General features: G+C 34.3%; 12 protein-coding genes and 2 pseudogenes. 3 read left to right on the forward strand and 11 right to left on the reverse strand.

Going from position 1 to position 13,440, the window contains the following annotated elements; translation table 11 throughout:
• The 3 genes from GOQ24_RS07820 to GOQ24_RS07830 form a co-directional block, all read right to left on the reverse strand.
• On the reverse strand, nt 1-902 hold a 902-nt coding region (locus GOQ24_RS07820), incomplete at its 3' end, for a pyridoxal-phosphate dependent enzyme (protein WP_160339423.1).
• A gap of 71 nt (nt 903-973) precedes the next feature.
• Nucleotides 974-1,906 carry a peptidylprolyl isomerase gene (locus GOQ24_RS07825; RefSeq protein ID WP_160339424.1) on the reverse strand — a complete coding sequence of 311 codons (933 nt, stop codon included), beginning with the start codon at nt 1,904-1,906 and terminating at the stop codon, nt 974-976.
• Between the two features lie 48 nt (nt 1,907-1,954).
• Nucleotides 1,955-3,112 (reverse strand): MFS transporter, encoded by a 1,158-nt coding sequence (locus GOQ24_RS07830; protein WP_155091754.1) that lies wholly within the window; start codon nt 3,110-3,112, stop codon nt 1,955-1,957.
• 145 nt (nt 3,113-3,257) lie between these two features.
• On the opposite strand from GOQ24_RS07830, the gene GOQ24_RS07835 reads away from it, so the two are divergent.
• Together GOQ24_RS07835 and trmD are read left to right on the forward strand one after the other, a co-directional pair.
• Nucleotides 3,258-3,590: a DMT family transporter gene (locus tag GOQ24_RS07835; protein WP_155091755.1), complete on the forward strand. Its 333-nt coding sequence runs from the start codon at nt 3,258-3,260 to the stop codon at nt 3,588-3,590.
• Between the two features lie 57 nt (nt 3,591-3,647).
• Nucleotides 3,648-4,328, forward strand: coding sequence for a tRNA (guanosine(37)-N1)-methyltransferase TrmD (gene trmD / locus GOQ24_RS07840; RefSeq protein ID WP_155091756.1), 681 nt, complete (start codon nt 3,648-3,650; stop codon nt 4,326-4,328).
• Nucleotides 4,329-4,713: 385 nt separating this feature from the next.
• On the opposite strand, the gene GOQ24_RS07845 is transcribed toward trmD, so the two are convergent.
• The 3 genes from GOQ24_RS07845 to GOQ24_RS07855 are packed head-to-tail and all read right to left on the reverse strand — an operon-like array spanning nt 4,714 to nt 7,542.
• Nucleotides 4,714-5,967 (reverse strand): hypothetical protein, encoded by a 1,254-nt coding sequence (locus GOQ24_RS07845; RefSeq protein WP_160339425.1) that lies wholly within the window; start codon nt 5,965-5,967, stop codon nt 4,714-4,716.
• Between the two features lie 4 nt (nt 5,968-5,971).
• The gene (locus GOQ24_RS07850) at nt 5,972-6,475 is read right to left on the reverse strand and encodes a DUF2199 domain-containing protein (protein ID WP_160339426.1); all 504 of its coding nucleotides are present in this window, start codon (nt 6,473-6,475) and stop codon (nt 5,972-5,974) included.
• On the reverse strand, nt 6,475-7,542 hold the full coding sequence (locus tag GOQ24_RS07855; RefSeq protein ID WP_160339427.1) for an SMI1/KNR4 family protein: 1,068 nt from the start codon (nt 7,540-7,542) through the stop codon (nt 6,475-6,477). The genes GOQ24_RS07850 and GOQ24_RS07855 overlap by 1 nt, the downstream gene beginning before the upstream one ends.
• A gap of 59 nt (nt 7,543-7,601) precedes the next feature.
• Here GOQ24_RS07855 and GOQ24_RS07860 point away from each other — a divergent pair, with 59 nt between their 5' ends.
• Nucleotides 7,602-8,186, forward strand: coding sequence for a GNAT family N-acetyltransferase (locus GOQ24_RS07860; RefSeq protein ID WP_160339428.1), 585 nt, complete (start codon nt 7,602-7,604; stop codon nt 8,184-8,186).
• A 33-nt stretch (nt 8,187-8,219) separates the two neighbouring features.
• Here GOQ24_RS07860 and GOQ24_RS07865 read toward each other — a convergent pair whose 3' ends face one another.
• The 5 genes and pseudogenes from GOQ24_RS07865 to GOQ24_RS07895 all read right to left on the reverse strand — a co-directional run.
• Nucleotides 8,220-9,062 carry a hypothetical protein gene (locus GOQ24_RS07865; RefSeq protein ID WP_160339429.1) on the reverse strand — a complete coding sequence of 281 codons (843 nt, stop codon included), beginning with the start codon at nt 9,060-9,062 and terminating at the stop codon, nt 8,220-8,222.
• Between the two features lie 75 nt (nt 9,063-9,137).
• Nucleotides 9,138-10,049, reverse strand: coding sequence for a hypothetical protein (locus GOQ24_RS07870; protein ID WP_160339430.1), 912 nt, complete (start codon nt 10,047-10,049; stop codon nt 9,138-9,140).
• A gap of 481 nt (nt 10,050-10,530) precedes the next feature.
• Nucleotides 10,531-11,998 (reverse strand): annotated as a pseudogene (locus tag GOQ24_RS16935) (aldehyde dehydrogenase family protein).
• 97 nt (nt 11,999-12,095) lie between these two features.
• The gene (locus tag GOQ24_RS07890) at nt 12,096-13,058 is read right to left on the reverse strand and encodes a hypothetical protein (protein ID WP_160339433.1); all 963 of its coding nucleotides are present in this window, start codon (nt 13,056-13,058) and stop codon (nt 12,096-12,098) included.
• Nucleotides 13,059-13,241: 183 nt separating this feature from the next.
• A pseudogene (locus tag GOQ24_RS07895) lies at nt 13,242-13,440 on the reverse strand (hypothetical protein); the annotation flags it as partial.

Here is a 13,440-nt window from a genome sequence, read left to right on the forward strand (position 1 = left end):
CCTGACAATATTATACCTACTTTTTTTCCTTCGAAAAGAGGACGCTCTTTAATTAGAACAGCAAGTGCTACAGCACTACTGGGCTCAACAATAATCTTCATTCTTTCCCAAATCACACGCATAGAAGATACAATCTCATTCTCTCTCACGCGAATAATCTGCTTTACTCCTTCTTTAATTATTGGAAATGTAACATCGCCTAATTGAGTTCTCAAACCATCTGCTATAGTATTTGTAGAACTGTTGCATTGAATAACACCTGATTCGACAGAGCGATAAGCATCATCTGCTTCCAAGGGTTCTCCTCCATAAACTTCAATTCCCGGTTTGCCAAAGTTTTGAGCGGCTAAGATAGTTCCTGCCAAAAGTCCACCACCACCTACTGATACAATAATTACATCTAAATCTGGTTGGGACTCCAATAATTCCTTAGCAGAAGTACCTTGCCCTAAGATTACATTAATATCATTTGAGGCATGAATAAAAGTAGCTCCTGTTTCCTCTATCATATGATTGCAAACGCGCTCTCTTGATTCCATAGTCGGAGCACATTCTACAATTTCACCTCCATACATCAAGACTGCATTTCGCTTTACATAGGGAGCATCATGTGGCATGACGATATAACATTTTACATTGAGTTTTTTTGCAGCTAAAGCCAATGCTTGAGCAAAGTTACCAGACGAATGCGTAATTACACCTTTGCTTCTTTGTTCATCACTTAATTGCAAAATGGCATTGGTTGCGCCTCTCATCTTAAAGGCTCCAGCACGCTGAAAGTTCTCACACTTAAAATAAAGGTCATTTCCTAAAAAATGTTCTATATGTCCTGATTCCATAATAGGAGTATGATGAGTATACTCCTTTATGCGTTCATGACAATCAATTAATTCTTGTTTCATAGCCTTTAGTCTATTCTATAACAGAAAAAAACTCTCAATCTATGCGATTGAGAGTTATATGTTTATTCTTATTATTTAACATCTACTAATTCAACATCGAATACTAAAGTTGCATGTGGTGGAATAACACCTCCTGCACCATTTTCTCCGTATCCTAAGTAAGAAGGAATTACAAATCTTGCCTTATCTCCTACTTGTAATAACGAAATACCTTCATCCCATCCTTCAATAACATATCCTTGTCCTAAAGGAAATTCAATTGGCTTTTTGCGTTTGTATGAATTATCAAATTCTCTACCATCAGATAACGCTCCTTTATAGTGTACAGAAACAGTTTTACCCTTTTCTGCTTTTTTTCCATCTCCTTTCACAATCATTTGGTAACGCAATCCACTTGCAGTTCTCTCAAACCCTTCAGAAATAGCATCAACAGCAGCATCAGCTTTTTGCTTAGCTTCCACTAATCTTCTTTCACGAGCCCCTTCAAAAACTCTAAAAGCTTCAACTGCATTCCAACTTTTTGCAGCATCACCTTCTCTAATGATTTCGATTGAATCGATAGAGTCACCTTGTGCAATAGCATCTACAACATCTTGTCCTTCTACTACTTTACCGAAAACAGTATGTTTACCATCTAACCATGGTGTTGCAACGTGAGTAATGAAAAATTGAGATCCATTTGTTCCAGGACCTGCATTAGCCATAGATAATACTCCTGGTCCATCATGTCTTAAAGTAGCGTGAAACTCATCATCGAATGTGTATCCTGGACCACCTGTACCTGTACCTTGTGGACAACCACCTTGAATCATGAAGTCTGGAATTACTCTGTGGAATTTCATTCCATCATAGTATGGAGTTCCTTGTGCTTTAGCACTATTTTCTAAATTACCTTCTGCAAGAGCTACAAAGTTCCCAACTGTTCCTGGCGTTAAATCCTCAGTTAATTTCACAAGGATTGTTCCTTTTGTAGTATTAAATTTTGCGTAAATACCGTTTTCCATTACTTTGTTTATTTTTAATTTATAATGCCTTAATAGGCAAAATTATGACTAATTATTCTTTTTGGATACTAAAAATATGATAAAAGATAGTACTGCCAAAAGCATACCTCCTAAGCATACACCTGCCCATCCAAAATACTTCCACAAATATAGACCAAAAGCTGAGCCAAAAGCCGTTCCAAGGAAACTAAATGACATATAGACAGTATTCAAGCGATTTCTCGCTTCTGGCAAAAGTGAATATATACGGGTTTGATTTGACACGTGAATAGTCTGCAACCCTAAGTCAATCAAAATTATACCTATAATAATCCCTACAACTGAACTACTGGATAACATAAAAATGATAAAACTACAAAATGTCATAACTATGCCATATAGAATTAATTTCCTTGCTCCACCAGATCCACCAACTTTACCCACTAAGGGTGCTGCAAATGCTCCACATGCTCCTATCAAACCGAAAGCCCCAATAAGCGCACTATCATAACCAAAAGGCTCGTTGTGCAACAATAAAACCATTGTAGTCCAAAAAACACCAAATTGAGCAAATGCCAAACAAGTAATTAAAGTGGATTCTCTTAAAATAGGTTGCTGTTTAATAAGTGTAAACATTGACGTATAGAGATGACTCACACTACCTTGAAAATTGGGTTTATTGATTGGCAATCTAAACTGAATTGAAATAACAATGAGTAAACTAATCACAGTTGCTATCCAAAACATTCCTCTCCAACCAAGCCATACACCAACAAAACCACTAAGAGTACGAGAAAACAAAATACCAATTAACAATCCACTCACTACCGTACCAATCACTTTCCCTCTCTGTTCGTCAGAAGAAAGACTTGCCGCCATTGGCAAGACTAATTGAGGTACTATAGAAGTTGCTCCAAGGACAAAACTAATGACTTGTAGCCAAACAAAATCGTTAATAATAGCTGTCAATGCCAAAGCTATTGTAGCAAAAATAGTGGTAATAGTAATCTGTTTCTTGCGTTCTAACTTGTCCCCCAGAGGAATCATTAAAAACATTCCTATTGCATACCCTGCTTGTGTCAGGTAAGTTAAAGACCCCGCAGTTTCTTCTGTCACTTGGAAATCTTCTGCTATTAGAGGAATTAAAGGCTGACAATAATATAGGTTAGCAACAATTAACCCTGTAATTGCTGCCATAAAAAAAACGTTTGACTTTGATAAACTCATAAATGCAAAAATAAAAATATATCACCTAACACAGTATACCACAAAGTTTATAATCTATAATATTTACAATAAATGCATAGAATCTATAATTCTTAATATTTTTATTACCTAAATTTCATCTCTTATATTTGCAAAAAATAACAACTTGAAAAACTTTGTCTTTTTAATTGTCGCTATTATCTTAGAAGTAATAGCTACCTCTACACTAAAAAAGAGTGAAAACTTTACCAAACTACTTCCTACTGTAATTACTTTGGCAGGGTATGCTGGTGCATTCTATTTTCTAAGTCTTACGCTGCGAACAATCCCTATTGGCATTGCTTATGCCTTGTGGTCTGGTATTGGAATTGTCTTGGTGACTATTACAGCATACTTCATCTACAAACAAAAACTAGACTTAGCTGCTATAATAGGAATCGCCTTTATCATTATTGGTGTAATAATCATTCAACTCTTTTCAAAAAGCAGTGCACATTAATAGCGTTTTGTTTACTTAAAATAGCATTGTACATTTGCACAAATTTATCAAAGAATTATGCGTATAGATATTATCTCAGTATTACCAGAAATCATCGAAAGCCCTTTTCAAGCTTCAATATTAAAGCGAGCAATTGCAAAAGGACTTGTAGAAGTCCATTTCCACAACTTACGTGATTATAGTACAAATAAACACAAGAATGTAGATGACTATCAATTTGGTGGTGGTGCTGGAATGGTAATGAGTATAGAACCTATTGATAAATGTATCTCAGCCTTAAAAGCCGAAAGAGAATACGACGAAGTAATCTATATGACTCCTGATGGTGAAACACTCAACCAACAAATGGCCAATGGAATGTCTATGCTAAAAAACATTATTATTCTATGTGGACACTACAAAGGAGTTGATCAACGTGTCAGAGATCATTTCATCACAAAAGAAATATCCATTGGCGATTATGTACTTTCTGGAGGTGAATTAGGAGCAGCTATACTATGTGATGCTATTATCCGTTTAATCCCTGGAGTACTAAGCAATGAAACTTCTGCCTTAACAGATAGTTTTCAAGATGACTTACTGGCACCTCCTATTTATACTCGCCCATCTGAATACAAAGGTTGGAAAGTACCAGACATTTTACTAAGTGGCAATTTTGCTGCAATTGACAAATGGCGTGAAGACATGGCCTATGAACATACCAAAAACAGAAGACCTGATTTATTGAACAAAAAATAAAATATAAAGCTCCACAAGTTACTCCTTGTGGAGTTTTTTTATACCTATTTTATCTCACGGAAATACCTCTTTATATTTCTTCCCCCACTATACTTAATCTTCCTCTCATAGTAAAGTTTTAATTCGAATAAATATATTAAGAAGTACGTCCTTTAGTTTGTGAACTAATCTTTCAGTTTCAAACCCAATAGACCTACTGACAAATTTATGTTCAACTTAACATGAACTCTACACGAAAGTAATTCTGAGCTTCTCAAGAAAGTTCTATACGCTATTACACTATATTTTTGCCTTTAAAAAACTGTTTGGCATACCTCCTACTGCCCTAAAAACATCGTCAATTGAATAATAAAATAGCAGTGCAAATAAGCTCTGCTATTTTATCTTATGTATGCTGTATAGTATATCCACTTACTCTGGTCTTATCACACCAGAAAATATAACACAGTCCACCACTACCGTAATACACCTCTCCGCCTTCTACATCGGGAATCTCAGAATCTAACTGCATAATGAAGTTCATCTTCTCTCCACTAATTGGACAAGTTAGCACTTCTCCGCTCTGCACCCAAGAAGGCTCTCCGCCTATTCTAAATAAGTTCTCTCGGCTATTCGCACTTGCCCAAGATTGAAATACCCAACGTGCATCAGTAGGTGCTATCTGTACTTCTGTCGGTACCATCGCTTTCTCCTCTACCCACTCGATCTTCATCAAATCTCCAATTTTATGAGGGATTCCCTGCTCATCGTGCTGATAAAACACCACACCATTTTCATTTAGTTCCCGTAAGTGACAACCTAAAACCAATTGAGGTAAGCTAATTGGCAACCCCACTGGTATAGGATTAAGTGTTATCATATGCATAAAGGGATTATTATCATCCTCAGTAAGATATCCTCCCATTTTATAAGTTGTAGATAATGGTGTTCCATTCCTCGTAGGATGATCTGTACGGTTTAAATGTACTGCACTTGGCTTGTTTAGATACTTCGGTTCAAACAGAATATGATACGTTTGATCTGAACAGTACCTTTTTACCTTTCCATATTCTCTACACAATCCCACCCCTTCTAAATAACCATCGATATAATCTGATGAGCTCACATAAGTGCTCAATTCTAATTCTAACGCATGTGGAATAAGGCTTTCTATCGTAGCGATATCCCTTGTCTCTACCAATCCATTAAACAAGTGTATCTTGGTTTCTAAATCAGTATTTGCGCTTAGAAAACGCTCTAAATAAGGAGCTATTAGTTCTCCTGGCAAATTGCGCCAATAGTAATCTGCGTAATAGCTATCCCCATTGGGATTGAGCAAGATTAAATCGTCTATATGTGAATGCAGTATATGAGGTAACTGAATACTCGCATACTCAACCACACTCTCTGCTACAGCACTTTCTTTTTCTTTTAAAATATCAATTGCTATTTTTACTAATTGGCCAAAGTCTTCCTCATTGACATAACTTAATGCACTGTGAAAAAGCGTTGAATCCTTCTCATTATTCGTTAGAAATTCTAAGCAGAAAGCATATATTTCTGCTTCGTCCTTCATCAATCCTCTTAATTGATTATAAACATCAGGCGTTTTCCACTCTGTCAATTTAAAATCTATGGCTAATTGTTGTCCTTTGCTCATATAATTATACATTTAATAAAGCGTCTATTCTTCGCAAAGCTTCCTCTGTCGAAATTCCATCATAAAAGTCTTTTATAAAGATAGAATCTCCCTTTTGATGAGGCAATATAGTAGGTATTCCCTTGCTATTATCTACCTCAACATTTGTTGGTAAAGCAAATGACGTATTGGGTGGATAATTAGGTAAGTTAGTCACTAACCAACCGAAATAAGTTGTCTTATACCCCTTGTCTTCATAGTGTTCATAGTAGTCTTTCATACTCTCTTCACTTAAACTTACCCATACACCATAATCCAAATACTGACAAGCATCGTACACATATTGAGTCAACACTCCTCTCAAATACCAATGCGTTCCTTCTTTATCGTCTATACAACATATTTCTTTAGTCAATTCAGCCTGTTCTTTCTCTTCGGGAGATAAGGCTAAATAAGGGTCAGGTGCTTGAAACACCAAGGCAGGCCAATCCTCGTGTTCTTGCCCACAGTCTGAACATATATATTTCATTAGAATGTTCCGTTATCTATTATAAATTGTTGATGTTCTGTTATTTCTCCTTCTAAAGATTCTATCTCTCTATAGATCAGCTCCTCTATACAAAAGGCAATTACTGTTCTACTCCAAAACTCATTTTGTAATTCTACAATTTGTCCATACGTCCCTGTATCACTTGGATCAGTATCTATCAGTAAATAATCTCCATTCTTTCCTTCTGCAAAGGGAATCCACTTCGGATTAGCATATCCTGTACACTTAAGTCGGGTATCATAATCAGCTACTGTGTCTTCATCTACCTCATCATCATCAAACAGTTCATTGATACCTTCCCATTCATCTGCTATCTTTTCAAAAGGCAGTAGATCATAATCCCATCCGTTGGCATGCAAACTTATAGCCGAAGTAACTGCATTCCACTTGACATTCCCTATTTTATAGAAGTTGACTAAAATAGCTGGTAACTCTACTTCGTCTAATTGCTCTACAACAGTGTCTAACTGCTCTTGAGTAATACCGTGAGTTGGATTATAGTATTTATTATCTGCACCAACCCTATTCGCTATTGCTTTTTTCCATTCATACCATACCGCCTCTAAATACTCGAAGTTCTCCTCTATAGGAAGTAATGCTACTTCTTCTTCCTGTATCTCTTCATAGGCTTGTAAAGAAAGTGAATACAACTCTCCCTGTCTGATATTATACCACACCGTTACATCATTAAACCTGAATGCACCTGTATCATCTGTATCCCAAAGTTTGATACGCTCAGGCTTATGCTCGTTATAATACTTCATTGCATCTGATTCTCCATTCAGGCTTAATTGATCTATAAATGCCGATTTCACAGCCGTCGTATAATCTTCTACCTCATAATTTACTTCTATCGTGTTAATAGCAATTCTATCTTTTGAAAAAGCCCTTAATCCCAATGTATGCCAAATATAAACATCGTTATACTCGCCTGTGAATACCTCAGGCAATCCAAATAGTGCGTACAAAGCTTCTTTTGCTATAGGAAAACTATAGACGTGTCCATTTATCTCAAACCCTCTTGATGTAAAATCAAACTGTAGCATGTTTCTTTTTATTTTGGGCTAAAATACCACTAATTTCAAATAATAAAGTCACTGAATACATGGAGGAATTTATTATTTTTATAAAAATATCAACCATGAAAACACTTACACTAAAAACAGATCGCTTGATTTTAAATCAACCTCACTTAGGCGATGTCTCTAGTCTTATAGAAATTATGAGAAACCCTGTATATAGTCAAAACACAACTAATATCCCTTTTCCTTATACTGAAGCAAATGCTTCTTTTTGGGTGAACTTAGCTTTAGAAGGGCTAAAAGAAGGAGATAAATACATCTTTGCTATCCGCTTTATAGATAACCCCAGTATTATCGGAGGTATCGGATTAGGAATAGATACAGTCAATAACAAAGCTGAAATGGGCTATTGGTTAGACGAGCAATATTGGAATAAAGGATATATTACAGAAGCTGCAAAAGCGTTACTTCAATTTGGTTTTGAAACACTGCATTTAAAGCGAATATTTGCCTCTCACTTCTCACATAATGAGGCATCAGGAAAGATTATGCAAAAAATAGGAATGCAAAAAGAAGGAGTATTAAAGGCACATACACTAAAGGACAATGAATATCTGGATCATGTGTTCTATGCTATTATAAACGAAAAGAGCGTTACTAACCCTTAGGTTTAGTAACGCTCTTTATCTCTATAAGACTGTTTAAATCTTACTTATCTTTACATTTTGCGTTTTATTATTGGTCATATTTATTGTTAAATCACCATCAGTTGCAATATTGACAGTCATGGACACCTCTCCATTAATTGATTCAAAGTATTTATCCTTCATATCGTACACCACCACTTTGCTCTCTTTTCCTTTCATCTCTGCAAATTTCTCTGAAGTGCTTTCTGAAGTAATTAAAGATTCAATTAATAGGTAAGCCTTGTTATTCTCTATTTTAGTTAACTTTACACTTTCTTTTACTGTTAACAAAACTTCGTTTTCAGCAGAAAGTTTAACTTTCTTTTGAGCTTCCGAATCGAAAGTGTCATTTACTTTAATTGGAGTTTCAGGAAAACCACTACTGTTGAACAAGTCATCTAATAGGGTTGTTAGATCTTCCTCTAAACTTGCGTATTTTCCATTGAGTTCTTTTGTTAGTTTCAACCCTTTCTTGACATCTAAAGTACCTGATGTGAATCCTTTAATATCTTTTTCTACATCTGTACTAACTAATGAATTAGCTTTAAATTCACGTGTTACAATATTGTCTAAGTCTAATACAAAGTCTAATTTATTCTTCTTTGCCTTTGTCCATTGCAGATTATAAGTAGTATTGTTCTCTGTTGTCTCATAAGTAGGAAACTCTGCTCCTTCTTTCTTCAACAATTCCACCATATCTTTATCACCTAAGAGGTTAGTGATTGTGCTGTCTTTATCCTCAGAAGTTATCTTATAATTTGTATTTGCCTTCACATCAAGTTGTAAGACAACAGATTCTTGTGCCTGTAGTTGCATTGTAGCTACCATACAACCTACAAATAATAGTATTTTTTTCATCTCTTTTTTTATTAAATCGACTACAAGATACTTACTTTTTAACAAAAAACAGCTTAATTAATTTTATACTATCTGCTATTTCCAAGAGTTTATAGCAAACAACAAGCTATGCAAATCCTGTTGTAAGGTTCTTACACTGGCTTGCAATTCATTATTCATATCAGACATTAGATGAATATCATCAGATTTAAAAAATCCACCATGGCCAAAGTAAAGTTCCTCTTCTTTTTTACTGACTTCTTCATCAAATGCAAATAATAACCATCTATTCTTAAGTGTTTGTATTAAGGATAGTTTTCCTTCATTGCTAAACGACTTGTCATTCAGTACTCTCCAGACAGTGGCTGGAAAAGCATTGTCAACATTACTCTCTTTCCAGACGTTTCCGATTAGACTGCGATAACTAACTAATTCCACTTTCTTGCCTTTGGGATTCAACAACATGAAACCTAATCCCGTACCTACAACACCACCTGCGATATTCAATCCTTTATTTGTGTTGTCATTTGTTATCAAAGCTGTAGATAATGTAACTGCCGCGCCGATCGCGATAGATGCGACTGTAAGTTGAGTATTGGTAGTTCCGTTTTTAGCATCTAATACCCTTGCCAATTGATCATATCGCTCTCCATTACAATCAAGTTCTGCTGCCAAAGCATCTAATTCCGTTTGAAAAAGTTGAGTGATAGCAATCATCTGTTGTGTTGCTTGCATTTTTTCTAAAGTATCCTCACTATGCAAGTATTTAGCCAATACTGGTACCAACCCTAAATGGGATGCTAATGTATAATCGTGTTCAGACAATTTCTGAGCGACTAACTCATCTTTAAAAAGTCTTTCTTCTTCAGTTGTATTATCCAAATAAACAATATTAGGAGCGCAGTAATTCTGTTGTAAAGCTGTTATTTTAGAACTTTTTATTACGGATGAACAAGAGGACATCACAAATATAAACAGCATACCAACCAATATATTAGACTTAAGCATAACTTTTATTTTTAAACAAAAATAGTTAATTAAAGTTAAAAAATATGAATTAAAACAAATAACAACCCTGTTAACAAACAGTTATACTCAGTTTTAATAATATCACTATAATCAATAATAAAACAATGCTCTTACTTCAACTATGCACTTGAATTTCAAGATAAACACATTAATCCTTCTATTGGAATTAAATCCACAAAATCCGTTTATTCACTACAAATTCATTCATAAAACAAACAAAAACTACAATCACTATGCTAAGAATTTTATTATTTCATGTTCTTTCACTTTACTTCTACCTTCATTTTATAACTTTTCATACTATCATTTCAAAACCTAAAGCAAATGATAATAATGCCCATTATCTATTCTTATTCAAAGATACAGAAGACTAAAAAAAACAGGAAAAGCATTTATAGCAAAACAAAAAAAGGGAACTCTATATAGAATCTCCTTCTGTTGTTTTATATTCTTTTATGGATTACCAAACAAACATTGGTCTTTCTTCTATCATATCATTTACTTCGTCAGCTACTTGTTCTAAAACAGCTTCGTCAGTATGATTCATCAATACTTTGTCAATAAGTTCAACGATAGTTTCCATATCAGCTTCTACCAAACCTCTTGTCGTAATCGCAGGAGTAGCAATACGAATACCTGAAGTTACAAATGGAGATTTGGCATCAAAAGGCACCATATTTTTATTCACTGTGAATTCAGCTTTCACTAATGCTTGTTCAGCTTCTTTACCAGAGATATTTTTATTTCTAAGGTCGATAAGCATCATGTGGTTATCAGTTCCCCCAGAGATAATATTATATCCTCTCTTTACAAATGCAGCAGCCATTGCTTTAGCATTTTTCTGAACTTGCATCATGTATTGGAAGTATTCATCTGTTAATGCCTCACCGAATGCTACAGCTTTAGCTGCGATAATATGCATTAAAGGTCCAAATATCTCTTCTTGCATAACACTATCTTTCCAAACGACATTATCAAGGATTGTAGGGCCTATAAATCGTTTTTCTCGATCTGTAAAACCTCCATAACATACCTTCTCAGGATCAACTAGTCTTACCAATCGATCAAAGTGGTGTGTATTAATAATTTGTAAATAGTAAGAAGGTAATTCTTTACTATCCAATGAGTAATTACTCATTTCTTTCTGAAGTTGTTTAATCAACTTCTCTTTGATTTCTCTTTCTACTAATAGATAATCAGGAGCTACACAAGTCTATCCCGCATTCAATAACTTCGACCAAACAAGACGTTTAGCCGTTATCTCTAAGTCACAATCTTTTAAAATAAACACAGGGCTCTTTCCTCCTAGCTCTAATGTAACGGGAACTATATTCTTCGCTGCAGCCTTATACACTATCTTTCCAACAACTGTACTCCCTGTAAAAAACATCTTGTCAAACTGTAGACTTAACAACTGTGTAGTTTCTTCTACTCCCCCCTCTACCACATATAAAATCTTTAGGAAAAATACTATTGAGCAACTCTACTAATACATTGGATGCACGCATTGGTAACTCACTAGGCTTTATCATTACTGTATTTCCCGCAACTATAGCTGTCAAAGTAGACAAAAGAAACAATTGATAAGGATAGTTCCACGCACCAATAACTAAAGTTACACCTAATGGTTCTGGCATTATATAACCCTTTCCTAGAAAATTGATAATTCCTGTAGAAACTCGTTTAGGCTTACTTAGTTTCTTAATACTCTTGATAAAGTAGTCAATCTACAGATAAACAATAGACAACTCTGTTATATAGGTCTCAAAAGAAGACTTCCCAAAATATAGATAGATCGCTTCTGCTAACCTTTCTTCATTAGCTTTAAGCAATTGTTTTAGCTTTTTTAATTGTATAATTCGAAAGCTAATGTCCTTCGTTTGATTACTATTAAAGAGTTCTTTTTGAGCTTTAAATACTGAAAGTATAGTGTCCTTAGCGTAATAGTTATCCTATCAAAGATATTCATTTTACAGCTATAATTGAGTAATACAAAAAACGAGGCTTATAGTCTCGTTTTTTGTATTACTTTTCCTCATTAATCGTCTTACGAACATCTGTATATTTAAAATAAATAAAAGAACTCACTACATTAAATTCTAATGGTTTATTCTTAGTTGGTCCCATTCCTAAGAAAAACACATATCCTTCATAATCTTTATCTAAAGTCTTCAATGTAAACCTTTCGTAGGTTTCATCAAACACCCTTTTATAATTATTACGAATTCTACTTATTTTTTGACTAGATAGATCTTTTTTAGACAAAACTACTTTATAATTATTCTCCTTACTTTCTCTATGAGGCAATAACTCAAATATCATCTTATCATCATCTTCAGTTAATGCCCCATTTTTAAATAACTTTAAGGGAGCATAAAAAATCTTATTATCAATAAATGGACTATGATTCAAGCCATATCCGATACGTCTAAACAAATAACGATACTCACTTTTCTCTCCTAGTACCTCTATCTCAACATCTCTATTTCTTTCAAAACCAAGATAAAAATCAACGATTCTTTTTATAGAACTAACCTTACTATTTCTCTTACCGTCTTCTGGGTCAAAAGAAAACTCATCATTATAACCTAATCTCATTTTCCCAGTAGTTGTTCCATCACTACTATTAGTAGTAATAGAATCAGCAATGATTTCAATAGGATCTTCAGCAACATCAGATAATACTAACTGTGATGGATAACCTACCACTTTTAATTCATTAACTGTTAACTTACGATCTTTAGCTTTACCTGTTAGTCCATATAGCAATACTTCCTCACAATTGTCAACATGAGCTAACTTAGGATTAATACTAAAATACGGTATTTTTTTGTTCGTTAATTTGTAGCTATTAGCAACAACTTTTACTCTACATTTAGGGTCTGAGCATTGAAACGATAATTCCTCCTTAGTCCTTCCCTTCATTAACATAGGAAGTTCTTCTGCCCATACAATCTTCTGAGTATCTACTCGATAAGCTTTGTCCATATTACATTTTTATACATTAATAAGACAAATAATAGACAATAGGCATACCAATTATATAAAAATCACATAATGTCATATTTACAAAGACAATAAATGTCGATATAGTTAATTTTCAAGACATTATGTCAAAAAAAATCTTATACCTAATTATAACTGACAAAGAGCTTATGTACTTATAAGGCACTACACTTCATTCTCAGGAATAACTCCATTCTCAAACAAATCAACACCATTATTAATCGCACGTATTTCTGATATTCCATCTAATCTAAAATGCCTAATTTCTCCATTTTTAAGTAAACAATTAGTCTCTAAAAGAATTACTATGTTTTTATCCTTAATAAGTTTAGATGATACTGATATACCTACTTCTCCTTTATCT

The sequence above is a fragment of the Myroides sp. LoEW2-1 genome, assembly GCF_009767705.1.
In the GTDB taxonomy this organism is placed as follows: Bacteria; Bacteroidota; Bacteroidia; order Flavobacteriales; family Flavobacteriaceae; genus Flavobacterium; species Flavobacterium album_A.

Bases quoted from the DNA above. Each gene is read 5' to 3' on its own strand.
- GOQ24_RS07825 (WP_160339424.1), bottom strand. From the start codon at position 1,906: ATGGAAAACGGTATTTACGCAAAATTTAATACTACAAAAGGAACAATC.
- GOQ24_RS07830 (WP_155091754.1), bottom strand. From the start codon at position 3,112: ATGAGTTTATCAAAGTCAAACGTTTTTTTTATGGCAGCAATTACAGGG.
- trmD (WP_155091756.1), top strand. From the start codon at position 3,648: ATGCGTATAGATATTATCTCAGTATTACCAGAAATCATCGAAAGCCCT.
- GOQ24_RS07845 (WP_160339425.1), bottom strand. From the start codon at position 5,967: ATGAGCAAAGGACAACAATTAGCCATAGATTTTAAATTGACAGAGTGG.
- GOQ24_RS07850 (WP_160339426.1), bottom strand. From the start codon at position 6,475: ATGAAATATATATGTTCAGACTGTGGGCAAGAACACGAGGATTGGCCT.
- GOQ24_RS07855 (WP_160339427.1), bottom strand. From the start codon at position 7,542: ATGCTACAGTTTGATTTTACATCAAGAGGGTTTGAGATAAATGGACAC.
- GOQ24_RS07860 (WP_160339428.1), top strand. From the start codon at position 7,602: ATGGAGGAATTTATTATTTTTATAAAAATATCAACCATGAAAACACTT.
- GOQ24_RS07865 (WP_160339429.1), bottom strand. From the start codon at position 9,062: ATGAAAAAAATACTATTATTTGTAGGTTGTATGGTAGCTACAATGCAA.
- GOQ24_RS07870 (WP_160339430.1), bottom strand. From the start codon at position 10,049: ATGCTTAAGTCTAATATATTGGTTGGTATGCTGTTTATATTTGTGATG.
- GOQ24_RS07890 (WP_160339433.1), bottom strand. From the start codon at position 13,058: ATGGACAAAGCTTATCGAGTAGATACTCAGAAGATTGTATGGGCAGAA.